A 26,156-nucleotide genomic window follows, 5' to 3' on the forward strand; every position below is an offset into this window, starting at 1 on the left:
CCGGACGCTCCCCCTCTGTGGTGACCGGATGCGGGCGACGCCATGCGCCGTCCGCAGGTCGGGGCAGTTGAATTGGGCTGCCCGTGTTTGATATAGTGGATAACAATTATCGATTATAATCTCAAGGCCGCTGTTCCGGCTGCGGCGTTCGAGACCAGGGATGGAAGCAAATGCGATGAATTTGGCGGACCGTGATGGCCGATAGCGCCAAGCCCGTCAGCAAGAGGGAAAGCCGCAAGGAAGCTGCCGTAGCGGCCGATGAGACGCAAGCGGTCCAGCTCGGCGAGCTGTCGGATCTGCTTGGCTATGTGCTGAAACGGGCGCAGTTGAAGGTGTTCGAAGACTTCCTGCGCTGCGTCGCGCCGCTGCAACTGACGCCGGCCCAGTTCTCGGTGCTGCTGCTGCTCGACGCCAATCCGGGCCGGAACCAGACCGAGATCGCCAACACCCTGGGCATCCTGCGGCCGAACTTCGTGTCCCTGCTGGACAGCCTCGAGAGCCGCGACCTGTGTGCGCGAGTGCGTTCGGCCAACGACCGGCGCTCGCACATCCTGATGCTGACCGAGAAGGGCCGCGCCGTGCTGGCCCGCGCCAAGAAGCTGGTGGTGTCGAAGCACGAGGCGCGGCTCAACGAGCTGCTGGGCCCGGATGGGCGCGACGCGCTACTGGCGATGCTCACCAAGATCGCGGAGGAGTTCTGAAGGACGCAGGCGCGCCCCTCAATCGACCAGGATGACCCTGACGTCGTTCACGTTGGTGAGCGTCGGTCCGGTCTGCAGCAGGCCGCCGGTCGCGGCGAAAAATGCGGTGGCGTCGTTGTTGGCGAGATAGGCCTGCGGATCCAGCCCCTGCGCCCGCATCGCGGCGATGACCTCGGCATCGACAAGTGCACCGGCCGGATCGGAGGCGCTGCCGCCGCCGCCATCGGCGCCGTCGGTGTCGCCGGCGAGCGCCGCTATGCCCTCCATGTCCTTGAGGAGGTCGGCGAGCGCCAAGGCATATTCCTGGTTCGGGCCGCCGCGGCCCTGGCCGCGCACCGTCACGGTGAGCTCGCCGCCGGAGATGATCGCCATGCGGCGGCCGAGCGCGCGGGCCTCGCGCGCCAGCTTGGCGTGATCGGCCGCGACATCGCGGGCCTCACCCTCGAGATCGGCGCCGAGATCGAGCACGTCGTAGCCCGCCGCCTTGACGCTGGCCACGGCGGCCTCGAGCGAGCTGGCGGGGCGCGCGATCAGCTCGAACGAGGCGCGGGCGAAGGCGGCATCGCCGGGCTTGCAGCTCTCATTGGCGGCATCATCGAGCGCCCGGCTGATCGCCGGGTCGACCTCGAGCTTGTATTTGGCGACGATGCCGCGGGCATCGGCCAGCGTGGTCGGATCGGGCACCGTCGGACCCGATGCGATCGCCGAGGGATCGTCATGCGGCACGTCGGAGATCGCCAGGGTCACGATCTCGGCCTTCTGCCCGGCCCGCGCCAGCCGGCCGCCCTTGATCCGCGACAGATGCTTGCGGACCGTATTCATTTCGCCGATCGGTGCGCCCGAGCGGAGCAGCGCGCGGGTCAGTTGCTGCTTCTGCGCGAAGCTGACGCCGTTCACCGGCGCGACCCAATTGGCGGACCCACCACCGGAGAGCAGCACCAGCATCAGGTCGCCGGGCTCGGCGGTTGCCGCCAGTTGCAGCGTCTCGTCGGCGGCCTTCAGCCCGGCCTCGTCTGGCATCGGATGTCCGGCCTCGATGACCTTCACCCGCCGGGTCGGCACGCCATGGCCATGGCGGGTGGTTGCGATGCCGGTCAGCTTCGCGGGATCGAATCCCAGCGTGTCCAGGTAGTGGCGCTCGGCCGCGACCGCCATCGCGGCCGCGCCCTTGCCGGCGGCGAGACAGATGATTCGTCCTTTGGGAGCCGCCGGCAGGAATGCCGGCAGCACCATGTCAGGATGCGCCGCGGCGACCGCGGCATCGAAGATCGCGCGCAACAACGGACGGCGGCTGGTCATGCGGCGCCGCCCGCGTGCCGTGCGCAGCCTATTTCAGTTCGCCGCTCATGACCTCGCCGAACAACTGCCAGCGCTCGCCCTTGAACTGCATCAGCTGCAGCTGCTCGATCGGCTGGAAGTCGTCCGGACCGGTGGTCAGCGTGATGCCGGGCAACAGCCCGCCCTGCGCAAACTGCTTTAGGCTTGCCGCCTGCTTCATGACATTGGCGCGGGTCAGTTCGTCGCCGCATCGCTTCAGCACCTCGACCATCGTGGTGGCGATGTTGTAACCGGTCAGCGCCGACGAATCCACGGGGTTGATCTCCGGCAGATATTTGGCGAGCAGTTCCCTGAACGCGCCGAGACCGGGGTCGTTGGCCCATTGCGGATCGGAGGCATCCTTGGCATAGGCGGCCGAGATCACCCCTTGCGAGTTCTCGACGCCGGCCGGCCGCATCACGGCCGCGGTCGAGGCGCTGACGTTCGAGATGATGGTCAGCGGCTTCCAGTTCATCTCGCCGAGCTTCTTGATCGCCTGGGCGCCGGACTTCGGTGTGGTGAACAGCACGACGATGTCGGGATTGGCCGACTTCATCTTGACGATGTGCGACTCGACCGTGGGTTCGGCGATCTCATAGCTCTCCTCCAGCACGACGAGGGAGGTGTCGCCAAGGCCGTCCTTGAGACCCTTCAGATAGTCCTTGCCCATGTCGTCGTTCTGGTAGAGCACCGCGATCTTGCCGGTCGGCTGCTGCGCGGTGAGGTATTTGGCGTAGATGCGGGCTTCCGACTGATAGCTCGGCAGCCAGCCCATGGTCCACGGATTGGTCTTGGGCTCGTTCCACTTGGTGGCGCCGGTCGCGACGAACAGCTGCGGCACCTTCTTGGCGTTCATGTATTTCTGGATCGCCGTGTTGGGCGCAGTGCCGAGCACGCCGAACAGGAACAGCACCTCGTCGCTCTCCACCAGCTTGCGTGCCTGCTCCACCGTCTTCGGCGGCGAATAGGCGTCGTCGTACGAGATGAAATTGATCCTGCGGCCGTTGATGCCGCCCTCATCATTGACCTTCTTGAACACAGCCGACATCGCCTTGCCGACCGAGCCGTAGGCCGAGGCCGGGCCGCTATAGGGCACGATGTTGCCGATCTTGATCTCGGTGTCGCTGGCGCCGGTGTCGTATTTCTTGTCGGCATAGGCGCTGCCGGCAGCGGCGCCAACCAAGGCGAGGCCGAGCAGGCTGGAGAGTGTGCGGCGGGTGAGGGCAGTGGTCACGTGGGGACTCCTTCTCGGCCTTGGAGCTTGGCCTTGTTGTTGGATTCGCCCGCAGCACGGGCGACTCGTTTCACTCCGGACGAGTCCCCATAGCGCAGCCGCGCGCTCGGCGTAACCGCCGCCGCTGCATGACCGCCTCTCTTTCAACTCCTAGCTTAAGAAATTCTTGGCAAAGACAGCAAAGATGCCTGGAGAGAGCGCCTCCTGCGGCGCGAAGCCGCAGGAGGCGGTTTCAATTGCGTTCCGTCGTTAGCCGCCGACGTCGGCGGAAATCACGTCGCCGAACAGCTCCCACTTCTCGCCCTTGAAGCGCATCAGCTGCAACTGGCTGACGGGCGCGAAGTCGGTTGCCGAGGTGTTGATCGTGATGCCAGGCAGCAGCATCTCGGTGCGGAAGTTGCGCAGGGATGCGGCCTGCTTCATGACGTTCTCGCGGGTGAGGTTGTCGCCGCACTGCTTCAGCACCTGCACAAGCGTCTGGGCCACGCTGTAGCCGACGACGGTGCCGCCATCGAGCTTGTCGCCATCCGGGAAATCCTTCGCCATGAAGTCGAGGAACTGTTTCATCCCGGCATCATCCTTCCATTGCGGATCGGAGACGTCCTTGAGATAGGCCGCCGAGAGGATGTCCTGTGAATTCTCATAGCCGGCCGGTTTCAGCACGCTGCCGACGGAGGCGGAGACGTTGTTGAGGATATGCAGCGTCTTCCACTCGATCTCCTTGACCTTCTTAATTGCCTGCGCCGCAAATTTCGGCGTGGTGATGTTCACGAATACGTCGGCGCCGGTGGACTTGAGCTTGACGATGTGATTGTCGATCGAGGGTTCGGCGGTCTCGTAGCTCTCCTCCATGACGATCATTGAGGCGGCCTTGGCTCCAAGCCCATCCTTCAGCCCTTTCAGATAGTCCTTGCCGTAATCATCGTTCTGATACAGCACCGCGATCTTCGCGTCCGGCTTTTCCTTCAGCAGATATTTTGCGTAGATTCTGGATTCGCTCTGGTAGTTGGGCTGCCAGCCCATGGTCCAGGGGAAGTCCTTCGGATCGTTCCATTTGGTGGCGCCGGTGGCGACGAACAGCTGCGGGACCTTCTTCGAGTTCATGTATTTGTGGATCGCCGAGTTCGGCGGCGTGCCCAGCGAATTGAAGATGAACAGCACTTCATCGCTCTCGACCAGCTTGCGTGCCTGTTCGACCGTCTTCGGCGGCGAATAGGCGTCGTCATAGGAGATGAAGTTGATCTTGCGACCGTTGATGCCTCCCTCGGCGTTGATCTTCTTGAAGTAGGCCGCTTCCGTCTTGCCGATGATGCCGTAGGCCGAGGCCGGCCCGCTATAGGGCATGATGTTGCCGATCTTGATCTCGGTGTCGGAGGCGCCGGTATCGTATTTCTTGTCGGCGGCGATTGCGGAGCTCGAGGCGAGAACGATGGCGGCAGCCGAGGCGAGGGCGGCCCTTCGCGTGATCATCATGGTGCGTTTCTCCCGTGTTGGTTTGGTTGACGTGTCTCGGCCGCCTTGATGGCGGCTCTTGTTCTGGCTGGAACTATAGCAGAGCTGCACCGGGGTGGTTGCGACATCACGGCACGGTCCGTGTTTTCGCGGTGCCTTGGCGGTCCATATCATGTGCAACTGCGAGAGGTCTCCGCAATCTCGGCGGGTGAGTGCTCTGCAAGAACAGCCTGAGATGAATAGTTCGACGCCGATCCAGATATGAAAAAGCCCTCCGCGCCGATGGCGCGGAGGGCCAGTGGAGATCGGCACCGCTTTCTGCGGCGATGCGCGATTACTCGATGGCGCCGCTGATCGCCTCGCCGAACAGCTCCCACTTCTCGCCCTTGAACCGCATCATCTGCAATTGCTCGATGGGCGCGAAGTCGGTAGCCGAGGTGTTGATCTTGACGCCCGGCAGCAGCGTGTCGGGCGCGAAGTCCTTCAGGCTCGCGGCCTGCTTCATCACGTTGGCGCGGGTCAGGTCGTCACCGCACATCTGCAGCACCTTCACCAGCGTCTGCGCGGCGCCGTAGCCGTAGACGGTCGAGCTGTCGAGCTTGTTGGCGTCGGGATAGTACTGCGCGAGGAAGTCGAAGAACTTCTTCATGCCGGGATCATCGTTCCACTGCGGATCCGCAGCATCCTTGGCGTAGGCGGCCGAAAGAATCCCTTGCGAGTTCTCGAAGCCGGCCGGCTTGATCACGCTGCCGACCGAGGCCGACACGTTGACGACCAGATGCGTCGGATGCCAGTCGATCTCGGCAAGCTTCTTGATCGCCTGCGCCGCGAACTTGGGCGTGGTGACGCTGAAGAAGACGTCGGCGCCGGAGGCCTTCAGCTTGACGATGTGGCCGTCGATCGAGGGTTCGGACGTCTCGTAGCTCTCCTCCATGACGATCATGGACGCGGCCTTGTCGCCGAGGCCGTCCTTGAGGCCCTTCAGATAGTCCTTGCCGAAATCGTCGTTCTGGAACAGCACGCCGACCTTGGCGCCGGGCTTGTCCTTGAGCAGGTACTTCGCGTAGATGCGGCCCTCGCTCTGGTAGCTCGGCTGCCAGCCCATGGTCCAGGGGAAGTTCTTCGGGTCGTTCCACTTGGTGGCGCCGGTGGCGACGAACAGTTGCGGGATCTTCTTGCCGTTGAGATATTTCTGGATCGCCGAGTTCGAGGGCGTGCCGAGCGGGTTGAAGACGAACAGGACCTCGTCGCTTTCGACCAGCTTGCGCACTTGCTCGACCGCCTTGGGCGGCGAATAGGCATCGTCATAGCTGACGAAGTTGATCTTGCGGCCGTTGATGCCGCCCTCGGCGTTGATCTTCTTGAAATACGCCTCCTCGGTCTTTCCGATCACGCCGTAGGCGGACGCCGGTCCGCTATAGGGCATGATGTTGCCGATCTTGATCTCGGTATCCGACGCGCCGGTATCGTATTTCTTCTGGGCGAGTGCTGCGCCCGAGGTGAGGGCGATGACCGCCGTCGCGATCGCGGCGATTCGTAGTTGTTGAACGACCTGCAAGAGTTCCTCCTTAGTTCTTTCTGAGTTTGCCGAGCAGCTGCTGCGCCACCATCGCCACCTGCCGCGAGCCGTGCGGCACGAGGAAGATGACGAGGAACAGCAGCACGCCGAACACCGCGCCGGACAGGCCCTTCGAAATGCCTTCGGCGATGTTGGGAACGAAGATGATGAAGGCCGCGCCGACGAACGATCCGGGCAGCCAGCCGACGCCGCCGACGACCATGCCGAGGAACAGCGAGATCGCGAGCACGATCGTGTAGCTGTCGGGTGCCACGAACTGCACGGCGATGGCGCCGAGGCCGCCGGCGACGCCGGTGATGCCGGCGCTGACGCCGAACGCCAGCGTCTTGTAGGTCGCGACGTCGATGCCCATGGCGGATGCCGCGATCTCGTTGTCGCGGATCGCCATGAAGGCGCGGCCGGAGCGCGAGCGCAGCAGGTTCACCGAGAAGATGTAGATCGCGATCGTGATCGCCAGCGTGAAGTAGTACAGCCACATGTCCTGCGACATCGGCAGGCCGAACGGCGCGTCCGGCTTGGTGACGACGAGGCCCTGCACGCCGCCGGTCCATTCCTCGAAGAAGCCGAGCTTGAGGATCTGCGGCATCGCGGTGGCGAGCGCGAAGGTGGCGAGCGCGAGATATACGCCAGAGAGCCGCAGCGCCGGCTGGCCGAACAGGAAGCCGGCGCCGAAGCAGATCACGCCGGCGATCGGGAGGGTCAGCGCGTAGTTGACATTGTACTGCTCCATCAGGATCGCCGACGTATAGGCGCCGATGGCGTAGAAGGCGCTGTTGCCGAGCGAGAATTGGCCGGATCCGCCGGTCAGGATGTTCAGCGCCAGCACGGCCAGCCCGTAGATCAGCAGCATCGTCATCTGGAAGATGATGAAGTTCTTGACGAACAGCGGCACCACCAGGAGCAGCAGCACGACCACGAAGGTCGTGCCCGAGCTCAAGGTCATGGCCCGCTTCGGAACGGCCTCGACCGCGGGCGCCTGGGATGTGATGTCCTCGAATGCGCTCATGATCAGACTCGCTTCACGATGTTGCGGCCGAACAGGCCGGCGGGCTTGATGACCAGGACGGAAATGATGAGGGCCAGCGCGATCGGCAGCTTCATCTCGTTGCCGACATGCGGGATGTAGGTTCCGGCGAGATTCTCGAAGATGCCGACCAGGAAGCCGCCGAGCACCGCGCCGAACGGGCTGGTCAGGCCGCCGAGCACGGCGGCGGCGAACCCGTAGATCAGCACGCCGCCCATCATGTTCGGCTCAAGAAAGACCACCGGCGCGATCAGCATGCCGGCGATCGAGCCGATCGCTGCCGCCATGCCCCAGCCAAGCGCGATCATCCAAGACGTGTTGATGCCGACCAGCCGTGCCGACTCAGGCACCGCCGCCGCCGCTCGCATCGCAAGCCCGACCCTGGTGTACTGGAAGAAGAAATACAGGCCGATCAGCAGCAGCAAGGTGATGCCGATCATGCCGGCCTGGTGCGTCGAGATCAGCTGGCTGCCCAGGAACGGCGACGATCCGAACGGCGTCGGATACTGCTTGATGGTGAAGTCCCAGGTCAGTCCGGCAAAGGAGTTGATGATCGAGTACAGCGCGATGAAGCCGGCGACCTGGGTCAGGATGGGCGCCTTGGTGAGCGGCTTGAACAGCACGCGCTCGATCGCGATGCCGCCGGCAAAGGAGATGGCCAGCGTCGCCACGAAGGCGACCCAGTAGGGCAGGCCCCATTGCATCAGTTGCCAGGAGATGAATGTCGAGAACATCGCCATCTCGCCTTGCGCGAAGTTGAGATGGTCGATCGCCTGGTAGATCATCACGACCGCGAGCGCCATGCAGGCGTAGATCGCGCCAGTCGCAATGCCGGCCAGGACCTGGTTGGTGAACAGCTCCATTGTCCCGCCTCCGTTAGTAGCCCAAATAGGATTTGCGGACGTTCTCGTCGTTCGCAATGTCCGAGGCCGCGCCGGACATGACGATGCGCCCGGTCTCGATCACATAGGCCCGATCGGCGAGCTCCAGCGCGAGCTGCGCGTTCTGCTCGACGACGAGGATCGAGACCTTTTCCTCGCGGTTGATCTTGCCGAGAATGCCGAAGAGGTCGCGGACCACCAGCGGCGCGAGGCCGAACGACGGCTCGTCGAGCAGCATCAACCTGGGACGCAGCATCAGTGCCCGCGCCACCGCCAGCATCTGCTGCTCGCCGCCGGACAGGGTGCCGGCCTGCTGCGTATGACGCTCCTTCAGCTTGGGGAAGTAGGAGTACATCCGCTCGATGTCGGCGACGATGCCCGCCTTGTCGGAGCGGGTGATGGCGCCGAGCTGCAGGTTTTCCTCCACCGTCATGTTGGTGAAGGTGCCGCGACCCTGCGGGACGTGCGCGATGCCGAAGCGGACGATGCTCTCGGTCGACTTGTTGTTGAGCGGCTTGCCCTCGAACTCGATCGCACCGGTCGAGCGCACCATGTTGCAGATCGCGCGCAGGGTGGTGGTCTTGCCGGCGCCATTGGCGCCGAGCAGGGTCGTCAGCGAGCCTTCGTTGAGCGAGAAGGAGAGGCCGTGCAGGGCCTGGACCTGGCCGTAATAGGCGCGCAGGTCCTTGACGTTGAGCAGCGCCGTCATTGATCCTTGCTCCCGAGATAGGCCTTGATGACGTCGGGATCGGCCTGCACCTGCGCGGGCGTGCCCTCGGCGAGCTTGCGGCCGAAATTCAGCGCCACCACGTGGTCGGCGATCGACATCACCAGTCCCATGTGATGCTCGACCAGCAGCACAGTGACATGGCGCTCGTCGCGGATGCGACGGATCAGGTCGCCGAGCACATAGACTTCCTCGTGATTGAGGCCGCCGGCGGGCTCGTCAAGTAGCAGGATCTTCGGGTCAGCGGCGAGCGCGCGCGCCAGCTCGACGCGCTTCTGCGTGCCGAACGGCAGCCCGGACACGGTCTTGTGCGCGACCTCCTCGAGATTGAGATAGGCGAGAATCTCGTGAACCTTGGTATTCACCGAAGTCTCGCTGCGGCGGATCCAGGCGAGACGAAGCGAATCGGAGATGATGTCGCTCGAGGTCCGCGCATGCGTGCCGACGCGGACGTTGTCGAGCACCGACAGGTTCGGGAACAGCGCCACGTTCTGGAAGGTGCGGCCGATGCCGATCTCGGCGATGCGGTGTGGCGGCCGCTTCAGGATGCTGTGGCCTTCCATCAGGATGTCGCCGGAGCTCGGCTGGTAGAGCCGGCTGAGGCAGTTGAACAGCGTGGTCTTGCCGGCGCCGTTCGGGCCGATGAGGCCGAGGATCTGGCCCTGGCGCATGTCGAACGAGACGCCGTTGAGCGCCACGATGCCGCCGAACACGACGCTGACGTCGCGGACGGCGAGCAGCGGATCGTTGGTCTGGGCGAGTTGTGCCTGCGTCATCTCGTCTCGCCCCTCCCGAAATCGTTCAGGTCAGGACGCGGCGCCAGCCGACCGCGATGATGCAGGCTATCTGATACCCTCGGCAACACGGGCAACTTTTCCTCCTGGCTTCGGCTTTTTATTGAGTTCTTTGTGAGACGAATTGTTCGCATGAACATTCGTCTGATTAGTTTGCGGCGCAAGTCCGCCAAGCGCTGCTTCGATTTTCCTTACCATCGCCACGAGACGAGGTCCAATGTCGGTGAGCAGGCGCTCTTCCGTGAAGCGGAATGCAGGCGCGCCGCAATTGATCGCGTAAGGACCCGTTCCATCGTTGAGCCTCAACGCCGCGCCGACGGCGTGAACGTCATCCTGCCATTCGCCGGCCGAGATCGTGAAGCCGTACTTGGCGACGGTTTCGCCGGCGCGCTCGATCCCGTCACGGATCTTGGGCCAGCGGTTGCCGTAATGCTCGCGCATCTCGCGCATCAGCACGGCGCGTTCCTCTTCGGGCAGCGCCCAGAGATAGGCCCGGCCCATCGCGGTGGTCGCAATCGGAATGCGCGAGCCCACGTCGAGCTCGACGTTGACGACGCCGTGCCGGCTCTGGCCGATATAGATCATGCTGAGCCGGTCGCGGCCGCCGATTGCCACCGCACCGCCGGTCTCGCGCATCAGCTGCTCGCGGAACGGCTCGGAGAGCTGGCGCACGCCGAGATTGGCGAGCGCGGCGTAGCCGAGCAGCAGCGCTGACGGCGCCAGCTGATATTTCTCGAAGCGGGGAACGGGCGTGAGATAGCCGAGCTTGGTCAGCGTGTAGGTCAGGCGCGACACGGTCGGCTTGGGCAGGTTGGTGCGCGCCGCGATCTCCTGGTTGCCCAGCAGGCCGTCATTGGGCCGGAAAGCCCTGAGCACCTCGAGGCCGCGCGACAGCGCAACGACGAAGTTGCGATCGGTCGCAGCTTTCTTCCCTGGGCGTTTCATGTCATCGGCTGTTGATTGATGAGCCTCGTTGACAACGCTCGTGCTTCAAAATAACCCTGGCTGTCAAGATGTGGAATTAGATTTCGCACTGCGGAATTGATGTCCGGCAGCGGGTAGACGCAAGCAAGGCTGAACCTCTGCGCAAATGAAGAGCCAAGAAGGGGTCGGAACGTTAACCGGCCGCAAAGAAACGACATCCCAAGGAGCTTACGCGTGAGCGAAGTGGCAAAGCTTGATCGTCATGACATCATCGGCATCGTCACCATCGACAGTCCGCCCGTCAATGCGCTGAGTGCCGCAGTTCGCGGCGGCATCCTGGACAACGTCAAGGCGGCGATCGACGATCCCGCAATCAAGGCCATCGTGCTGACCTGCGGCGGACGCACCTTCATTGCCGGCGCCGATATCACCGAGTTCGGCAAGCCGCCGAAGCCGCCGGCGCTCAACGACGTGCTGAGCACGATCGAGAACAGCCCCAAGCCGGTCATCGCGGCGATTCATGGAACGGCGCTGGGCGGTGGTCTCGAAGTGGCGCTCGCCTGTCATTATCGTGTCGCCACCAAGGAAGCGAAGCTCGGACTGCCCGAGGTGAAGCTCGGCCTGCTGCCGGGCGCGGGCGGCACCCAGCGCCTGCCGCGCGCGGTGGGGCCGGAGCTCGCGGTCAAGATGATCGTCGCCGGTGATCCGATCGGCGCAGCCGAAGCGCTGAAGGCGGGCCTGATCGAGGAGATCGTCGAGGGGTCGGCATCGGGCGGCGAAGCCTTCGCGCGCAAGGTGGTGGCGGAGAACCGTCCGCTGCGCAAGCTGCGCGACGATGACTCCAAGATCGCCGCGGCCAAGGCCGATCGCTCGATCTTCACCAATGCGGTCGCTGCGATCACCAAGAAGTCGCGCGGGCTGGAGGCGCCGTTCGCGGCGGCCGATGCGGTCGGCTATGCGATCGATCTGCCGTTCGACGAGGGCTTGAAGCGGGAGCGCGAGGGCTTCCTCAAGCTGCTCACCAGCGACCAGTCCAAGGCGCAGCGCTACGCGTTCTTTGCCGAGCGCGAGGCGGCCAAGATTGCCGGCGTGCCCGAGGGCACGAAGGGCCGCAAGGTCGAGCGCGTCGCCATCATCGGCGCCGGCACCATGGGCGGCGGCATCGCGATGTCGTTCGCCAATGCCGGCATCCCGGTCACCCTGATCGAGACCGCCGAGGAGCAGCTCAAGCGCGGCATGGGCATCATGCAGAAGAACTGGGAGGCGACCGCCGCGCGCGGCGGCATTCCGGCGGACGCCCCGGCCAAGCGCATGGCGCTGATCGACGGCAAGGTCGGTCTTGAGAACGTCAAGGACGCCGACCTCGTCATCGAGGCGGTGTTCGAGACCATGGCCGTGAAGAAGGAAGTGTTCGGCAAGCTCGATCAATATGCCAAGCCGGGCGCGGTGCTGGCCTCGAACACTTCGTATCTGAACATCGACGCAATCGCCGCCGAGACCAGCCGTCCGCAGGACGTGCTCGGCATGCATTTCTTCTCGCCGGCCAACGTCATGAAGCTGTGCGAGATCGTGCGCGCGGAGAAGACCGCGCCGGATGCGCTCGTCACCGCCGTGTCGATCGCCCGCAAGATCGCCAAGGTGCCGGCCGTGGTCGGCGTCTGCGACGGCTTCGTCGGCAACCGCATGCTGGCGCAGCGTGGCAAGCAGGCCGAGAAGCTGTTGTTCGAAGGCGCGCTGCCGCAGCAGGTCGATGCCGTCGTCACCAAGTTCGGCATGCCGATGGGCCCGTTCGCGATGGGCGATCTCGCCGGCCTCGACATCGGCTGGCGCTCGCGCAAGGACCGCGGCATCAAGAGCGAGATCGCGGATGCGCTGTGCGAAGCCGGCCGCTTCGGCCAGAAGACCGGCAAGGGCTACTACAAATACGAGGCCGGCTCGCGTGCGCCGCTGCCGGATCCCGATGTCGAGAAGTTGATCGACGAGACGCTCGCCAAGCTCGGCCTCAAGCGCCGCGCGGTCAGCGACGAGGAGATCCTCGAGCGCATGATGTATCCGATGATCAACGAGGGCGCGAAGATCCTCGCCGAGGGCATCGCCGCGCGTCCGTCCGACATCGACGTTGTCTGGCTCTACGGCTATGGCTGGCCGATCTATCGCGGCGGCCCGATGTACTGGGCCGACAGCGTCGGCCTGAAGCACATTGCCGAGCGGCTGGCGTTCTATGCCAAGGAGACCAATGACCCGTCGCTGGAGCCAGCGCCGCTGCTGAAGAAGCTCGCCGACGAAGGCAAGACCTTCGCCTCGCTGGCGCAGGGGAAGGCCGCTTGAGGCGGCCCAACTATCACTCTGCGCCCGGCTGCGCTCCCCTCCCCCTTGCGGGGAGGGGTTGGGGGTCCACACGGGCAGTCTCGCCCGGGGCCACCCCCCTCCCTGACCCTCCCCCACAAGGGGGGAGGGAACGGAGACAGCGGGGCCGTCTTACGCCAACGGACATTGAGCTCGCATGACCCATCCTGGCGAACAGTTCTATCCCGAAGGCGTCCGCTGGGACGCGCCGATCGCGCGTGGCACCTTGCCGGATCTGCTGGCAAAGGCGGTCAGTGACTTCGGCGATGGCGACGCGCTGGAATTCCGCGACCGCCCCATCACTTTCAAGCAACTCGCGGCGCTCGTCGACCAGGCCGCCGCGGCGTTCCTGCGCGCCGGCTTCGGCAAGGGCGCGTCGATCGCGCTGTTCCTCGGCAATACGCCGGATCATCCGATCAACTTCTTCGGCGCGCTCAAGGCCGGCGCCCGCGTGGTGCACCTGTCGCCGCTCGATGGCGAGATCGCGCTGTCGCACAAGCTCAGCGATTCCGGCGCGCGCATTCTCGTCACGTCGAACCTATCAGCGCTGCTGCCGACCGCGCTGAAGTTCCTCGCCAAGGGACTGATCGATCGCCTGATCGTCTGCGAGGATGATAATTGGGGCAAAGTCGGTACGCCGCAGACGGCGCTGCCGGACAGTCCCGCGGTGATCACGCACCGCGCCTTCGTCGAAGGCGCCGTTGCGCCTATGGCGTGGCCTTCGATCTCGCCCGACGACATCGCCCTGCTGCAATATACCGGCGGCACCACCGGCCTGCCCAAGGGTGCGATGCTGACCCATGGCAATCTCACCTCCGCGGTGTCGATCGCCGAAGTCTGGGGCCGCGCGACGCGTGCAAACGGTAACGGCTCCGACCGCGTGATCTGCGTCTTGCCGCTGTTCCACATCTATGCACTGACGGTGGTGCTGCTGACCTCGCTGCGCCTCGGCAGCCTGATCTCGCTGCACCAGCGCTTCGATCTCGACGCCGTGATGCGCGACATCGAGGTCAAGCGCGCGACCTATTTTCCCGGCGTGCCGACGATGTGGATCGCGATCGCCAACCTGCCCGATCTCGACAAGCGTGATCTGTCGTCGCTGACCAGCGTCGGCTCCGGCGGCGCGCCGCTGCCGGTCGAGGTCGCGCGCATCCTGGAGCGACGCGTCGGCATGAAGCTGAAGAGCGGCTGGGGCATGACCGAGACCTGCTCGCCCGGCACCGCCCATCCCAAGGGTGGCCCGGACAAGCCCGGCTCGATCGGGATCACGCTGCCCGGCATCGAGATGGACGTCGTGTCGCTCGAGGATCCCGCAAAGGTGCTCGGCGTGAACGAGGTCGGCGAGATCCGGATCAAGGGGCCGAACGTCACCAAGGGCTATTGGAACCGGCCGGAGGAAACGGCGCAGTCGTTCGTCGGCGATCATTTCCTGACCGGCGACATCGGCTATGTCGACGCCGACGGCTTCTACTTCCTGGTCGACCGCAAGAAGGACATGATCATTTCCGGCGGCTTCAACGTCTATCCGCAGATGATCGAGCAGGCGATCTACACCCATCCGGCGGTGCAGGAGGTCATCGTGATCGGTATTCCCGACGCCTATCGCGGCGAGGCGGCCAAGGCCTTCATCAAGTTGCGCGACGGCTTTGCGCCGTTCCCGGTCGAGGATCTCCGCGCCTTCCTCACCGGCAAGCTCGGCAAGCACGAGCTGCCGGCGGCGGTCGAGTACGTCGACGAGCTGCCGCGCACGCCGGTCGGCAAGCTGTCGCGTCACGAACTGCGCCAGCAGCAATCACCCGCGTCTCAAATCAAACATCAGTGACAACAACAGGAGGTCGCCCATGACCGATGCCGTCATCGTTTCCACCGCCCGCACGCCGATCGGCAAGGCCTATCGCGGCGCGCTCAATGCCACCGGCGGCGCGACGCTGCTCGGCCACGCCATCGGCGAGGCGGTCAAGCGCGCCAAGGTCGATCCGGCAGAGGTCGAGGATGTCGTGATGGGCGCGGCCTTGCAGCAGGGCTCGACCGGCGGCAACATCGCGCGCAAGGCGCTGCTGCGTGCCGGCCTGCCGGTGTCGGTCGGCGGCACCACGATCGACCGCCAATGCGCCTCCGGTCTGCAGGCGATTGCGCTCGCGGCGCGCTCGGTGATCTTCGACGGTGTCGAGATCGCAGTCGGCGGCGGCGGCGAATCGATCTCGCTGGTCCAGAACGACAAGATGAACAGCTTCCAGGCCACCGATCCGGCGCTGCTCGAGATCAAGGGCGACGTCTACATGCCGATGATCGACACCGCCGAGATCGTCGCCAAGCGCTACGGCATCTCCCGCGAACGGCAGGACGAATATGCGCTGGAGAGCCAGCGCCGCACCGCGGCCGCGCAGCAGGGCGGCAAGTTCAACGACGAGCTGGCGCCGATCACCACCAAGATGGCGGTCACCGACAAGGCCACCGGCAATGTCTCGTTCAAGGACGTCACCTTGTCGCAGGACGAGGGGCCGCGTCCCGAGACGACCGCCGAAGGTCTTGCCGGCCTCAAGGCCGTGCGCGGCGACGGCTTCTCGATCACCGCGGGTAATGCCAGCCAGCTCTCCGACGGCGCCTCGGCCTGCGTCATCATGAGCGACGCCACTGCGGCGAAGCGCGGCCTGCAGCCGCTCGGCATCTTCCGCGGCTTCGTCGCGCATGGCTGCGAGCCCGACGAGATGGGCATCGGCCCGGTGTTCGCGGTGCCGCGCCTGCTCAAGCGCCACGGGCTGACCGTCGACGACATCGGCCTGTGGGAGCTCAACGAGGCGTTCGCCGTGCAGGTGCTGTACTGCCGCGACAAGCTCGGCATCGACCCCGACAAGATCAACGTCAATGGCGGCGCCATCGCGGTCGGCCATCCCTACGGCATGTCGGGCGCGCGGCTCACCGGCCACGCCCTGATCGAAGGCCGCCGCCGCAAGGCCAAGTACGCCGTCGTCACCATGTGCGTCGGCGGCGGCATGGGCGCCGCCGGCCTGTTCGAGGTGCTGCAGTAAACAACAGCCGTCATCCCGGGCGAGCGTCGCGCGGGATTTCAAACAGCTGTCGTCCCGGGCAAGCCCGCGCGCGCAACAGCGCTCGCGGGCGCAGACCCGGGACCCATACCGCGTGATGTTGCTTGGGGCACAATGGCAGTCGCCTGTGCCTCCAACGTTAGCCGGTGGTTATGGGTCGCTTGCGCCGCGTGCGCAATTGCGCACTAGGCAGGGACGACAGCGGAGCGAAACGAACCATTCGAGTACCTAAGGGAGCGATCCAATGGATCTTGCATTCACGAAGGAAGAGCAGGCGTTCCGCGAGGAAGTCCGGCAGTTCTTCAAGGACAACGTGCCGCCGGAGACACGGCGGAAGATGATCGAGGGCCGCCATCTGTCGAAGGACGAGATGGTGACCTGGTGGCGCATCCTCAACAAGAAGGGTTGGGGCGTCTCGCACTGGCCGACGGAATATGGCGGCACCGGCTGGACCTCGGTGCAGCACTACATCTTCAACGAGGAGCTGCAGGCCTATCCGGCGCCGCAGCCGCTCGCCTTCGGCGTCAGCATGGTCGGCCCGGTGATCTACACCTTCGGCAACGAGGCGCAGAAGAAGCAGTATCTGCCGCGCATCGCCAATGTCGACGACTGGTGGTGCCAGGGCTTCTCGGAGCCGGGCTCCGGCTCCGACCTGGCCTCGCTGAAGACCAAGGCCGAGCGCCGCGGCGACAAGTGGATCATCAACGGCCAGAAGACCTGGACCACGCTGGCCCAGCACGCCGACATGATCTTCTGCCTATGCCGCACCGATCCCTCCGCGAAGAAGCAGATGGGCATCTCCTTCATCGTCTTCAGCATGAAGTCGAAGGGCGTCACCGTGCGTCCGATCCAGACCATCGACGGCGGCCACGAGGTCAACGAGGTGTTCTTCGACGACGTCGAGGTACCCTATGAGAACCTGATCGGCGAGGAGAACAAGGGCTGGGACTACGCCAAGTTCCTGCTCGGCAATGAGCGCACCGGAATCGCCCGCGTCGGCGTCTCCAAGGAGCGCATCCGCCGCATCAAGGAGCTCGCCGCCAAGATCGAGGCGGGCGGCCGTCCGGTGCTGGAAGACCCGTCGTTCCGCGAGAAGCTCACCGCGTGCGAGGTCGAGCTCAAGGCGCTGGAGCTGACGCAGCTGCGTGTCGTCGCCGACGAGGGCAAGCACGGCAAGGGCAAGCCCAATCCGGCGTCTTCGGTGCTGAAGATCAAGGGCTCGGAGATTCAGCAGACCACGACCGAGCTGCTGATGGAGGTGATCGGTCCGTTCGCCGCGCCCTACGACATCCATGGCGACGACGACAGCAACGAGACCATGGATTGGACCGCGCAGATCGCGCCGAGCTACTTCAACAACCGCAAGGTCTCGATCTACGGCGGCTCCAACGAGATCCAGCGCAACATCATCGCCAAGGCGGTGCTGGGGCTCTGACCTGTGAGCCGCAGCGCTTCGACAACGCACGCCGTCATGGCCGGGCTTGACCTGGCCGTCCACGCGGAGCCCCGCGAAGGCCCGATGTGGATGCCCGCGACAAGCGCGGGCATGACGGAGAATGGGGATACTGGAGAGTCAACCAATGGATTTTGATCTCACCGAGGAGCAGCGTCTCCTCAAGGACAGCATCGACGGCCTGCTGGCGGATGCCTATGATTTCGACAAGCGCAAGCTGTACATGAAGGAGAAGGGCGGCTGGAGCCGGACGATGTGGTCCAAGCTCGCCGAGCAGGGCCTGCTCGGTCTGCCGTTCTCCGAGGACGACGGCGGCTTCGGCGCCGGCGGCGTCGAGACCATGATCGTGATGGAAGCGATGGGCCGCGCGCTGGTGCTGGAGCCGTATCTCGCCACGGTCGTGCTGGCCGGCGGCTTCCTCCGCCATGGCGGCTCGGCAGCGCAGAAGACGGCGCACCTGCCCGGAATCATCGACGGCAGCAAGACGTTTGCGTTCGCGCAGCTCGAGAAGCAGTCGCGCTACGACCTGTTCGATGTCGCCACCTCCGCCAAGAAGAAGGGCGACGGCTGGGTCATCGACGGCGAGAAGTTCGTCGTGCTCAACGGCGAGAATGCCGACACCCTGATCGTCTCCGCGCGCACCTCCGGTGGCCAGCGCGACAAGTCCGGCATCGGCGTGTTCATCGTGCCGGCCGACGCGAAGGGCGTCACCCGCAAGGGCTATCCGACCCAGGACGGCCTGCACGCGGCGGACATCACCTTCACCGGTGTGGAAGTGGGCGCCGACGCCGCGATCGGCGATCCTGCCAACGCTCTGCCGCTGATCGAGCGCGTCGTCGACGAGGCCCGCATCGCACTGTGTGCGGAAGCCGTCGGCCTGATGGACGAGTCGCTCAAGACCACGGTCGAGTACATCAAGACGCGCAAGCAGTTCGGCGTCGCGATCGGCTCGTTCCAGTCGCTGCAGCACCGCGCCTCCGACATGTTCGTCGCGCTGGAGCAGGCCCGCTCGATGTCGATGTTCGCCACCATGGCCGCCGACTTCGACGACGCCAAGGAGCGCGCCACCTCGATCGCCGCGGCCAAGGTGCAGATCGGCAAATCGGCCAAGTTCGTCGGCCAGCAGGCGATCCAGCTCCACGGCGGCATCGGCATGACGATGGAGGCCAAGATCGGCCACTACTTCAAGCGCCTGACCATGATCGAGAGCACCTTCGGTGACACCGACTACCACACGCGCCGCGTCAGCGAGGCGGGTGGGTTGATCTGAGATGGTCCGTCGTTGCCGGGCTTGACCCGGCAACCCATCGCTCCTTGATGATGGATGCGCGGGTCAAGCCCGCGCATGACGAGCGTGAGAGCCTACGCCGGCTCGGTTGTTTTGAGCCGTCATTGCGAGCGTAGCGAAGCAATCCAGGGCGTCACGCGTCGCCCTGGATTGCTTCGTCGCTTCGCTCCTCGCAATGACTCGGAGGACGCAGAATATGATCCCCAATCCCTTCAACCTCTCCGGCCAGGTCGCCGTCATCACCGGCTCGAGCCGTGGCATCGGCCGTGCTTCTGCGGAGCTGCTGGCGCAGCTCGGCGCCAAGGTCGTGATCTCCAGCCGCAAGGCCGACGCCTGCGAGGAAGTGGCAAGCGGCATCCGCGCGAGCGGTGGCGAGGCCCGCGTCATCCCCTGCAACATCTCGCGCCGCGCCGAGGTCGATGCGCTGATCGACGGCGCCGTCAGCCAATACGGCCAGGTCGACATCCTCGTCTGCAATGCTGCGGTCAACCCGTATTACGGTCCGCTGCTTGACATCACCGACGAGGCCTTCGACAAGATCATGGCCTCCAACGTGAAGAGCAATCTCTGGCTCTGCGCCAAGGCGATCCCGCCGATGGCCGCGCGCGGCAAAGGCTCGGTCGTCATCGTGTCCTCGATCGGAGGACTGCGCGGCTCGACCGTGATCGGCGCCTACGGCATCTCCAAGGCCGCCGACTTCGCGCTGTGCCGCAGCCTTGCCGGCGAATGGGGCCCGCAAGGCGTGCGCATCAACTGCGTCGCGCCGGGCCTGATCAAGACCGACTTCGCCCGCGCGCTGTGGGAGGACGAAGCCCGCCTGAAACAGCGCTGCGCGACGACCCCGCTCCGCCGCATCGGCGAGCCGCATGAGATCGCCGGCGCGGTGGCGTATCTGGCGTCGGATGCCTCGACCTTCATGACGGGGCAGACCATCGTGGTCGACGGCGGCGTCACGACGGCGGCGGTGTAAAAATCTCTCCACACGATAGCCGCACCCTCTCCCCTTGTGGGAGAGGGTGGTTGCGCGAAGCGCAACCGGGTGAGGGGTCTCTCTCCGCGTACTCAGAGCGCGCATGTGGCGCCAACCGCTCACCCGAGTGAGCTTGCGGCTGTCGGCGGTGTGGCCCTCTCCCACAAGGGGAGAGGGCCCAGCCATGCGCAGCGCAGTGGTCCCAGCCAAGTTCGGACACGGGGTTGGATGCTCGTAAGGTGCGAACTCTCCACTTTTTCCAGAAGGACGTCGCGCGCTCCCAACCTCCTTGACCTTCCCCCGCCAATCCGCTTGCTTGTCGGCCCAACGTCGTCAACTCCCGGGAAGAAGCCCCATGTCCTTCGTGCTGGCCATCGATCAGGGCACCACGTCCTCGCGCGCGATCGTGTTCCGCTCCGACATCTCGATCGCCGCGGTGGCGCAGCAGGAATTCCCGCAGCATTTTCCGGCCTCGGGCTGGGTCGAGCACGAGCCGGAGGACATCTGGACCTCGACGGTGATGACCTGCCGCGATGCGCTGGAGAAGGCGGGACTGGCGGCCAAGGACATCGCCGCGATCGGCATCACCAACCAGCGCGAGACCACCGTGGTGTGGGACCGCGCCACCGGCCAGGCCGTCCACCGCGCCATCGTCTGGCAGGACCGCCGCACGGCCGACATCTGCGCGCGTCTCAAAGCCGAAGGCCATGAGCCGGAGGTCAGCGCGAAGACCGGCCTGATCATCGATCCCTATTTCTCCGGCACGAAGGTCGCATGGATCCTCGATCACGTGCCGGGCGCGCGCGAGCGCGCCGAGCGTGGCGAGCTGATGTTCGGCACCGTTGACTGCTACCTGCTGTGGCGGCTGACCGGCGGCAAGGTGCACGCCACCGATGCCACCAACGCTTCGCGCACGCTGCTGTTCAACATTCACACCGGGCAGTGGGACGATGCGCTGCTGAAGCTCTTGCGCGTGCCGCGCTCGATGCTGCCGGAGGTGAAAGATTCCTCGGCTGAGTTCGGCACCACCACGCCCGACCTGTTTGGCGGTCCGATCAAGGTCGCGGGCATCGCCGGCGACCAGCAGGCGGCGACCATCGGCCAGGCCTGCTTCACGCCGGGCATGATGAAGTCCACTTACGGCACTGGCTGCTTCGCGCTGCTCAATACCGGTGCCACGCCGGTGAAATCGAACAACAGGCTGCTGACGACCATCGCCTATCAGCTCGACGGCGTCCGGACCTACGCGCTCGAAGGCTCGATCTTCGTCGCCGGCTCGGCCGTGCAATGGCTGCGCGATGGGCTCGGCATCATCAAGCATGCCGCCGAAACCGGCCCGCTCGCCGACAAGTCCGACTCGATGCAATCGGTCTATCTGGTGCCGGCCTTCGTCGGCCTCGGCGCACCGTATTGGAATCCGCGCGTGCGCGGCGCGCTGTTCGGCCTGACCCGCAACACCGGCCCCGCCGAGCTCGCGCATGCCACGCTGGAGAGCGTGTGCTACCAGACCTACGATCTGTGGGCCGCGATGCGCGCCGACTGGCCCGATGCGTCCGCAGCCACGATCGTGCTGCGCGTCGACGGCGGCATGACCGCATCGGACTGGACCATGCAGCGTCTCGCCGACCTGCTCGACGCACCAGTCGACCGTCCGATGATTCAGGAGACCACCGCGCTCGGCGCCGCTTATCTCGCCGGCCTCAACGCCGGCGTCTATCCGGAGCCGGAAAAGTTCGCCGACAATTGGCGGCTCGAGCACCGCTTCCGGCCGGCGATGAGCGCGGCCACGCGGGAGCGCAAGCTCGCCGGCTGGGCCCGCGCCGTGAAGGGCGTGCTGGCGAGCGACGAGGGCGAGTAGGTGAACGGCATGTCGGTCCCCGACGGCCACTACGACGTTCCACACGGCAAGGTCGCGGCCGTGGTGACCTCGCTGGAAATGGTGGCGCCGCCGGTGTTGCCGCCGGATCCGATCGGCGACTGGAGCATTCGCCGCGTCGCGCAGCCCGATCTCGATTGGTACCGCGACCTCTATGCCCGCGTCGGCTGGGAGTGGCTGTGGTCGCAGCGCACGCGGATGAGCGATGCGGAGCTTGCCAAGACAGTTCGCGCCGACGGAGTCGAGATCTACACCTTGGCGCATGACGGCGGTGACGAAGCCCTGCTGGAGCTCGACTTCCGCAACAAGACCGATTGCGAGCTGGTGCTGTTCGGCGTCACCGACAGGCTGATCGGCACCGGCGCCGGACGCCTGCTGATGAACCATGCGCTGCGCCGCGCCTGGGCGCAGCCGCTGACGCGGCTCTGGGTCCACACCTGCAGCTTCGATCATCCGCGCGCGCTGGCCTTCTACCAGCGCTCCGGCTTCCGCCCCTATCGCCGCCAGATCGAGATCGCCCCCGATCCCCGCCTCGACGGTACCCTGCCGCGTTCTGTCGCCGCGCATGTGCCGCTGCTCGCCTGAACGTGGCAGCTGACAACGGCGCCGAACGGCGCTTCAATGCGCCGCACAGGAGGATAACCGATGTTCCTGATCGGCCAATACGACTCGCCTTTCGTCCGCCGCACCGCGATCGCACTCGAGCTCTACGGCATCCCGTTCGAGCACAAGCCGTGGTCGACCTTCGGCGATGCCGACAAGATCGCGCCGTACAATCCGCTGCTCCGGGTGCCGGTGCTGGTGCTCGATGACGGCGAGGCGCTGATCGATTCGGCGGCGATCCTCGATCACCTCGATGAGGCCGTCGGGCCCGAGCGTGCCATGCTGGCGCGCAGCGGCGCGCCGCGCCGCAGGCAGCTGCATACGATCGCGCTCGCGACCGGTCTCGGCGACAAGGCCGTCAGCCTGATCTATGAGCGCGTGCTGCGCAAGGACCGCCTGGCCCTGTGGGTCGCGCGTTGCGAGACGCAGATCTCCGGCGTGCTGGCGATGCTGGAGGCGGAGCGCGCCGCCGCGACGACGGATTATTGGTATGGCGAGCGCATCGGCCACGCGGACATCGCCGTCGCCTGCGTCCTGCGCTTCACCCGCGAGGCGCATCCGCATCTGTTCGACGCGACGCGTTACCCGGCGCTGGCCACGCACGCCGCCCGCTGTGAGGCGCTGTCGCCATTCCAGGCTTTCGTCCAGCCACTGGCGCCGCCGAGCGGGGATTGAGCTCGTTGGAGCGAGCCGTCGCCCCGGCGATGGTGCGCTCCTTCTCCCGTTCCTCACGGGGAGAGGGGCAGCCGCACGAGAAGTGTCAGCGGAAAGACCTGCACCCCCTCACCCGGATTGCATCTGGCGATGCAATCCGACCTCTCCCCGCAAGCGGGGCGAGGTGCACCGCGCCAGCGGCGAGAGATGTTCTCACCTCAGCCCGCCAGGAGAAGCTGTGCAGCCAGGCGCGGAGCGCAGTCGAGCCACCAGCCCTCACGGCCTGAAATACACGTCCACCTTCATGCCCACCGCGAACGGACCCGGCTCGGCGAGATCGACCAGCACTTCCACCACGTCGACATCGGTCATGTTGCGCTGGCTGAGCGCAGCCGTGCGGCTGCTCTCGACCAGCGGGGCGATGGCGGCGACCTTGCCGGCCACGTCGCGGCCGCGGAAGGCGTCGGAGCGGACCACGGCCTGCTGGCCGACCTTGATCTTGTCGAGGTCGCGCTGGTCGAGCTCGGCGCGCACGCGCAGCGAGGACGTATCGCCGAGCAGCACCAGCGGTGGCGTTGTCTGCGGCGAAGCGATCTCGCCGGTGCGCGCATTGACCTGCAGCACCGCGCCGTCGAGCGGCGCGCGGATGGTGAGCTTTTCCAACGTGGCGCGGGCGCCCTGCAGTTCGCTGCGGGCGACGTTGAGCTGGCCCTCGGCGCTGACCGGCAGCGGCGCATCCGCGGTGACCTTGCGCAGCTCGTCGGCCTGCTGCTCCAGCTTCGCCTGCGCGGCTGTCAGTTGCGTGCGTGCGGTGTCGACATCGGCATCGGCGCCGCGCCCGGCGCGCCGCTCGGCCACGGCCTTGTCGAGCGCAGCACGCGCGTCGAACACCGCCGCCTGCGCATCGGCGAGGCCGTCTTCGGCGCGGCGCCGCGGACCCGCGCCAGACGGCGTCGACTCCTTGTTGCGCACGCGCTTGCGCATCGCGGCCTGCGCCTCGGCGCTGGCGAGCTGCGCGCGGGCTTCGGCGTCGCCGAGCCGCACCAGCGCCTGGCCGGCGAACACGGTCTCGTTCGGCTTGACCAGCACCTCCTGGATCGGCCCGACCACCGGCGCGCCAAGCTTGATCAGGCCGGATGCCGGCTCGACCCGGCCGGGTGCGACGGCCAGCCAGCGTTCCTCCTGGGCATTGGCGGCGCGCGCTGTCGGTGGAATCGAGGTCGGCGTGACGATGATCGCCAATGCAGCCGCGGCGACGAGCCCGAGCAGGTGAGCGCGTTCTGGAATTCCCGATATCATGCGTGCGAGACTTTCTTCATGGACTCGCCGCCGCTCTCCTCGCGGACGATGCGGCCGTCCTCGATGTGGATGACGCGATTGGCAAACGGCAGAATGCGCGGATCGTGCGTCACCACCAGCACCGCGCGCGACGGATCCCTGGCGATATCGGCGAGCAGGGTCATGATCGCCTGGCCGTTGGCGGTATCGAGTGCGCCGGTCGGCTCGTCGGCGAGAATGACCTGCGTCTTGCCGACGATGGCGCGGGCGATCGCGACGCGCTGCTGCTCGCCGCCCGAGAGCTGGCGCGGGAACGACCGCTTCTTCGGGCCGAGGCCGACCCTGTCGAGCACCTCGCGCGCCGCCTTCTTCGCCGCCCGCGCGCGCTCGCCGCGCACGTCGAGCGCGAGCCGGACGTTGTCCTCGGCGTTCAGCGTCGGAAACAGATGATAGGATTGGAAGATGAAGCCGATGCGCTCGCGGCGCAGCTTCGCCAGCGCCTCGGGATCGAGCCCCGCGACCGGCTGGCTGGCAACCCGCACGGTTCCGCCATCCGGCGTCATCAGGCAGCCCAGGATCGACAGCAGCGTCGTCTTGCCGCTGCCCGAGGGACCCATCAGCAGCGCCAGCTCGCCGCCCTTCAGCGACAGGCTCACGCCCTTCAGCGCCTGCACCCGGCCGGCCCCCTGGCCGAGGTGATGCACGAGATCGGTGGCCTCGAGCACGGTCTCGGTCATCGCGAGAACACCAGCGTCGGATCGATGCGCATGACCTTGAGGATCGCCGCGATCGCCGAGCCGATGCACATCGTCACCGTCAGCACGAACAACGCGACCGTCAGCGCCGGCGTCATGATGACCGGCAGCGCCGATTCCGCCGTCGCCGCCGCCACGATCTTGCCGATGCCGGCGGCACCGGCGAAGCCGACGATGGCGCTGAGCAGCGCCTGCCAGATGATGACGGTGTAGATGTAGCGGCTGGTCGAGCCGATCGCGCGCAGCGTCGCGAACTCGTTGATATGATCCTTTGTGCTGGAATAGAGCGTCTGCGCCACGATCACGGTGCCGACGATCAGTCCGAGCAGCGCGCCGGCGAACAGCGCCGCGCCGGCGCCGGTGCCGAACAGCCAGAACGAGCGGCTGCGGTTGCGGAACTCGGCTGCGGTGAGCACATCGACATTGCCGAGGTTGTCGCGCAACGCCTGCTGCACCGTGCCGAGATCGGCATCGGGCGTCAGCTTCACCAGCAGATAGGACGCCTTGTTCGGCGCGATGCCGGTATAGGTCCGCGCGCGCTCCACATCGGTAAAAACGTAAGGCGTCGTCGTGAACGAGCGGATGCCCTTGGTCACCGCCATCACCTGCACCTTGCGATCGCGCAGCTCCGCGGCCTGCTCGACGCCGGTGATGCCGAGCCGCTCGAAATAGGTCCGGTCGATCGCGACCGCGCCCGGCACCGACAGGTCGTCCAGCCGTCCCTCCACCACGTTCCAGGGATGCAGCCCGAGTCCGCGCAGCTCCGAGCCGACCACGAAGACCGGCGTCGTCGTGCCCTGCGGCAGCCGCCATTGCGCATAGCCGATCACCAGCGGCGTCGCCTCCGCCACGCCGGGAACCGCAAGCGCGCGAAACCGCTGCCGCTCGTCGAGCAGCGAGGGGTCCTCGAAGCATTTGGTGCCGACTGGCATGATCCACAGCTCGGCCGGGGAGTGGTCGATCATGGTCGTGACCATCCGGCGGAAGCCGACATAGAGACCCATCTGCACGGTCACCAGCACGATCGAGAAGATGATGCCGATGATGGTCGCGATGAAGCGCAGCCTGTCATGGAACAGGTTTCGCGACGCAAGCCTGAACTGCAACGACATGAACCAAAACCACCCGAAGGCCCCGGGCCTATTTCAGCCGGTTACGGCGGCGATGTCCACGCCGCATCGGCTGGCGGCGACTGTGGCGCCTTGTCATTCGGAGCGGTCGTGGCGCCGGAGACACGGAGGATGGCTCCAACC

22 protein-coding genes are annotated in these 26,156 nt (G+C 65.8%); 10 read left to right on the forward strand and 12 right to left on the reverse strand.

Annotated elements, in window-relative coordinates; genetic code table 11:
• Positions 1-194 precede the first annotated feature (194 nt).
• On the forward strand, positions 195-701 hold the full coding sequence (locus tag QX010_RS01515) for a MarR family winged helix-turn-helix transcriptional regulator (RefSeq protein WP_315713766.1): 507 nt from the start codon (positions 195-197) through the stop codon (positions 699-701).
• 18 nt (positions 702-719) lie between these two features.
• On the opposite strand, the gene QX010_RS01520 is transcribed toward QX010_RS01515, so the two are convergent.
• The 9 genes from QX010_RS01520 to QX010_RS01560 form a co-directional block, all read right to left on the reverse strand.
• The gene (locus QX010_RS01520; protein WP_315805735.1) at positions 720-2,000 is read right to left on the reverse strand and encodes a glycerate kinase; all 1,281 of its coding nucleotides are present in this window, start codon (positions 1,998-2,000) and stop codon (positions 720-722) included.
• 28 nt (positions 2,001-2,028) lie between these two features.
• Positions 2,029-3,252 carry an ABC transporter substrate-binding protein gene (locus QX010_RS01525; protein ID WP_316177179.1) on the reverse strand — a complete coding sequence of 408 codons (1,224 nt, stop codon included), beginning with the start codon at positions 3,250-3,252 and terminating at the stop codon, positions 2,029-2,031.
• Between the two features lie 249 nt (positions 3,253-3,501).
• Positions 3,502-4,725: an ABC transporter substrate-binding protein gene (locus QX010_RS01530; RefSeq protein WP_315805737.1), complete on the reverse strand. Its 1,224-nt coding sequence runs from the start codon at positions 4,723-4,725 to the stop codon at positions 3,502-3,504.
• A gap of 313 nt (positions 4,726-5,038) precedes the next feature.
• Positions 5,039-6,262 (reverse strand): ABC transporter substrate-binding protein, encoded by a 1,224-nt coding sequence (locus QX010_RS01535; RefSeq protein WP_315805738.1) that lies wholly within the window; start codon positions 6,260-6,262, stop codon positions 5,039-5,041.
• 10 nt (positions 6,263-6,272) lie between these two features.
• Positions 6,273-7,289: a branched-chain amino acid ABC transporter permease gene (locus tag QX010_RS01540; RefSeq protein ID WP_316177182.1), complete on the reverse strand. Its 1,017-nt coding sequence runs from the start codon at positions 7,287-7,289 to the stop codon at positions 6,273-6,275.
• Between the two features lie 2 nt (positions 7,290-7,291).
• Entirely contained in the window at positions 7,292-8,170 is an 879-nt protein-coding gene (locus tag QX010_RS01545; protein ID WP_316177184.1) for a branched-chain amino acid ABC transporter permease, read from the reverse strand.
• A 13-nt stretch (positions 8,171-8,183) separates the two neighbouring features.
• On the reverse strand, positions 8,184-8,897 hold the full coding sequence (locus QX010_RS01550; protein ID WP_316177186.1) for an ABC transporter ATP-binding protein: 714 nt from the start codon (positions 8,895-8,897) through the stop codon (positions 8,184-8,186).
• Positions 8,894-9,691 carry an ABC transporter ATP-binding protein gene (locus QX010_RS01555; RefSeq protein ID WP_316177188.1) on the reverse strand — a complete coding sequence of 266 codons (798 nt, stop codon included), beginning with the start codon at positions 9,689-9,691 and terminating at the stop codon, positions 8,894-8,896. Before QX010_RS01555 ends, QX010_RS01550 begins: the two co-directional genes overlap by 4 nt.
• A 66-nt stretch (positions 9,692-9,757) precedes the next feature.
• Complete coding sequence (locus QX010_RS01560; RefSeq protein ID WP_315805743.1) at positions 9,758-10,654, reverse strand: IclR family transcriptional regulator; 897 nt, start codon at positions 10,652-10,654, stop codon at positions 9,758-9,760.
• Between the two features lie 213 nt (positions 10,655-10,867).
• Here QX010_RS01560 and QX010_RS01565 point away from each other — a divergent pair, with 213 nt between their 5' ends.
• From QX010_RS01565 to QX010_RS01605, 9 genes are all read left to right on the forward strand, one after another.
• Complete coding sequence (locus tag QX010_RS01565; protein WP_316177190.1) at positions 10,868-12,961, forward strand: 3-hydroxyacyl-CoA dehydrogenase NAD-binding domain-containing protein; 2,094 nt, start codon at positions 10,868-10,870, stop codon at positions 12,959-12,961.
• A 175-nt stretch (positions 12,962-13,136) separates the two neighbouring features.
• Positions 13,137-14,801: a dicarboxylate--CoA ligase PimA gene (gene pimA, locus QX010_RS01570; protein WP_316177191.1), complete on the forward strand. Its 1,665-nt coding sequence runs from the start codon at positions 13,137-13,139 to the stop codon at positions 14,799-14,801.
• 19 nt (positions 14,802-14,820) lie between these two features.
• On the forward strand, positions 14,821-16,008 hold the full coding sequence (locus tag QX010_RS01575; RefSeq protein ID WP_315805746.1) for an acetyl-CoA C-acyltransferase: 1,188 nt from the start codon (positions 14,821-14,823) through the stop codon (positions 16,006-16,008).
• 262 nt (positions 16,009-16,270) lie between these two features.
• A complete protein-coding gene (gene pimC / locus QX010_RS01580) occupies positions 16,271-17,461 on the forward strand; it encodes a pimeloyl-CoA dehydrogenase large subunit (protein WP_315805747.1) in 1,191 nt (396 codons plus the stop codon).
• Between the two features lie 145 nt (positions 17,462-17,606).
• On the forward strand, positions 17,607-18,749 hold the full coding sequence (pimD, locus tag QX010_RS01585; RefSeq protein WP_316177193.1) for a pimeloyl-CoA dehydrogenase small subunit: 1,143 nt from the start codon (positions 17,607-17,609) through the stop codon (positions 18,747-18,749).
• Between the two features lie 214 nt (positions 18,750-18,963).
• Positions 18,964-19,737, forward strand: coding sequence for an SDR family oxidoreductase (locus tag QX010_RS01590; protein WP_315805749.1), 774 nt, complete (start codon positions 18,964-18,966; stop codon positions 19,735-19,737).
• 355 nt (positions 19,738-20,092) lie between these two features.
• The gene (gene glpK, locus QX010_RS01595; protein WP_316177195.1) at positions 20,093-21,595 is read left to right on the forward strand and encodes a glycerol kinase GlpK; all 1,503 of its coding nucleotides are present in this window, start codon (positions 20,093-20,095) and stop codon (positions 21,593-21,595) included.
• Positions 21,596-21,604: 9 nt separating this feature from the next.
• Positions 21,605-22,198, forward strand: coding sequence for a GNAT family N-acetyltransferase (locus tag QX010_RS01600; protein ID WP_315805751.1), 594 nt, complete (start codon positions 21,605-21,607; stop codon positions 22,196-22,198).
• Between the two features lie 60 nt (positions 22,199-22,258).
• Positions 22,259-22,891 carry a glutathione S-transferase family protein gene (locus QX010_RS01605; protein WP_315805752.1) on the forward strand — a complete coding sequence of 211 codons (633 nt, stop codon included), beginning with the start codon at positions 22,259-22,261 and terminating at the stop codon, positions 22,889-22,891.
• Positions 22,892-23,146: 255 nt separating this feature from the next.
• Here QX010_RS01605 and QX010_RS01610 read toward each other — a convergent pair whose 3' ends face one another.
• From QX010_RS01610 to QX010_RS01620, 3 genes are read right to left on the reverse strand one after another with little or no spacing between them, the layout of a single operon-like run.
• Positions 23,147-24,169, reverse strand: coding sequence for an HlyD family secretion protein (locus tag QX010_RS01610; protein ID WP_316177197.1), 1,023 nt, complete (start codon positions 24,167-24,169; stop codon positions 23,147-23,149).
• A complete protein-coding gene (locus QX010_RS01615; RefSeq protein ID WP_315805754.1) occupies positions 24,166-24,885 on the reverse strand; it encodes an ABC transporter ATP-binding protein in 720 nt (239 codons plus the stop codon). Before QX010_RS01615 ends, QX010_RS01610 begins: the two co-directional genes overlap by 4 nt.
• Positions 24,882-26,015, reverse strand: a complete 1,134-nt coding sequence (locus QX010_RS01620) for an ABC transporter permease (RefSeq protein WP_315805755.1) — start codon at positions 26,013-26,015, stop codon at positions 24,882-24,884. The genes QX010_RS01615 and QX010_RS01620 overlap by 4 nt, the downstream gene beginning before the upstream one ends.
• Positions 26,016-26,156 lie beyond the last annotated feature (141 nt).

The sequence above is a fragment of the Bradyrhizobium sp. SZCCHNRI1009 genome, assembly GCF_032487575.1.
GTDB lineage: Bacteria > Pseudomonadota > Alphaproteobacteria > Rhizobiales > Xanthobacteraceae > Bradyrhizobium.

Coding starts and splice junctions, on each gene's coding strand:
- QX010_RS01515 (WP_315713766.1), top strand. CDS start 195: ATGGCCGATAGCGCCAAGCCCGTCAGCAAGAGGGAAAGCCGCAAGGAA.
- QX010_RS01520 (WP_315805735.1), bottom strand. CDS start 2,000: ATGACCAGCCGCCGTCCGTTGTTGCGCGCGATCTTCGATGCCGCGGTC.
- QX010_RS01530 (WP_315805737.1), bottom strand. CDS start 4,725: ATGATGATCACGCGAAGGGCCGCCCTCGCCTCGGCTGCCGCCATCGTT.
- QX010_RS01540 (WP_316177182.1), bottom strand. CDS start 7,289: ATGAGCGCATTCGAGGACATCACATCCCAGGCGCCCGCGGTCGAGGCC.
- QX010_RS01545 (WP_316177184.1), bottom strand. CDS start 8,170: ATGGAGCTGTTCACCAACCAGGTCCTGGCCGGCATTGCGACTGGCGCG.
- QX010_RS01550 (WP_316177186.1), bottom strand. CDS start 8,897: ATGACGGCGCTGCTCAACGTCAAGGACCTGCGCGCCTATTACGGCCAG.
- QX010_RS01555 (WP_316177188.1), bottom strand. CDS start 9,691: ATGACGCAGGCACAACTCGCCCAGACCAACGATCCGCTGCTCGCCGTC.
- QX010_RS01560 (WP_315805743.1), bottom strand. CDS start 10,654: ATGAAACGCCCAGGGAAGAAAGCTGCGACCGATCGCAACTTCGTCGTT.
- pimA (WP_316177191.1), top strand. CDS start 13,137: ATGACCCATCCTGGCGAACAGTTCTATCCCGAAGGCGTCCGCTGGGAC.
- QX010_RS01575 (WP_315805746.1), top strand. CDS start 14,821: ATGACCGATGCCGTCATCGTTTCCACCGCCCGCACGCCGATCGGCAAG.
- pimC (WP_315805747.1), top strand. CDS start 16,271: ATGGATCTTGCATTCACGAAGGAAGAGCAGGCGTTCCGCGAGGAAGTC.
- pimD (WP_316177193.1), top strand. CDS start 17,607: ATGGATTTTGATCTCACCGAGGAGCAGCGTCTCCTCAAGGACAGCATC.
- QX010_RS01590 (WP_315805749.1), top strand. CDS start 18,964: ATGATCCCCAATCCCTTCAACCTCTCCGGCCAGGTCGCCGTCATCACC.
- glpK (WP_316177195.1), top strand. CDS start 20,093: ATGTCCTTCGTGCTGGCCATCGATCAGGGCACCACGTCCTCGCGCGCG.
- QX010_RS01600 (WP_315805751.1), top strand. CDS start 21,605: ATGTCGGTCCCCGACGGCCACTACGACGTTCCACACGGCAAGGTCGCG.
- QX010_RS01605 (WP_315805752.1), top strand. CDS start 22,259: ATGTTCCTGATCGGCCAATACGACTCGCCTTTCGTCCGCCGCACCGCG.
- QX010_RS01610 (WP_316177197.1), bottom strand. CDS start 24,169: ATGATATCGGGAATTCCAGAACGCGCTCACCTGCTCGGGCTCGTCGCC.
- QX010_RS01615 (WP_315805754.1), bottom strand. CDS start 24,885: ATGACCGAGACCGTGCTCGAGGCCACCGATCTCGTGCATCACCTCGGC.
- QX010_RS01620 (WP_315805755.1), bottom strand. CDS start 26,015: ATGTCGTTGCAGTTCAGGCTTGCGTCGCGAAACCTGTTCCATGACAGG.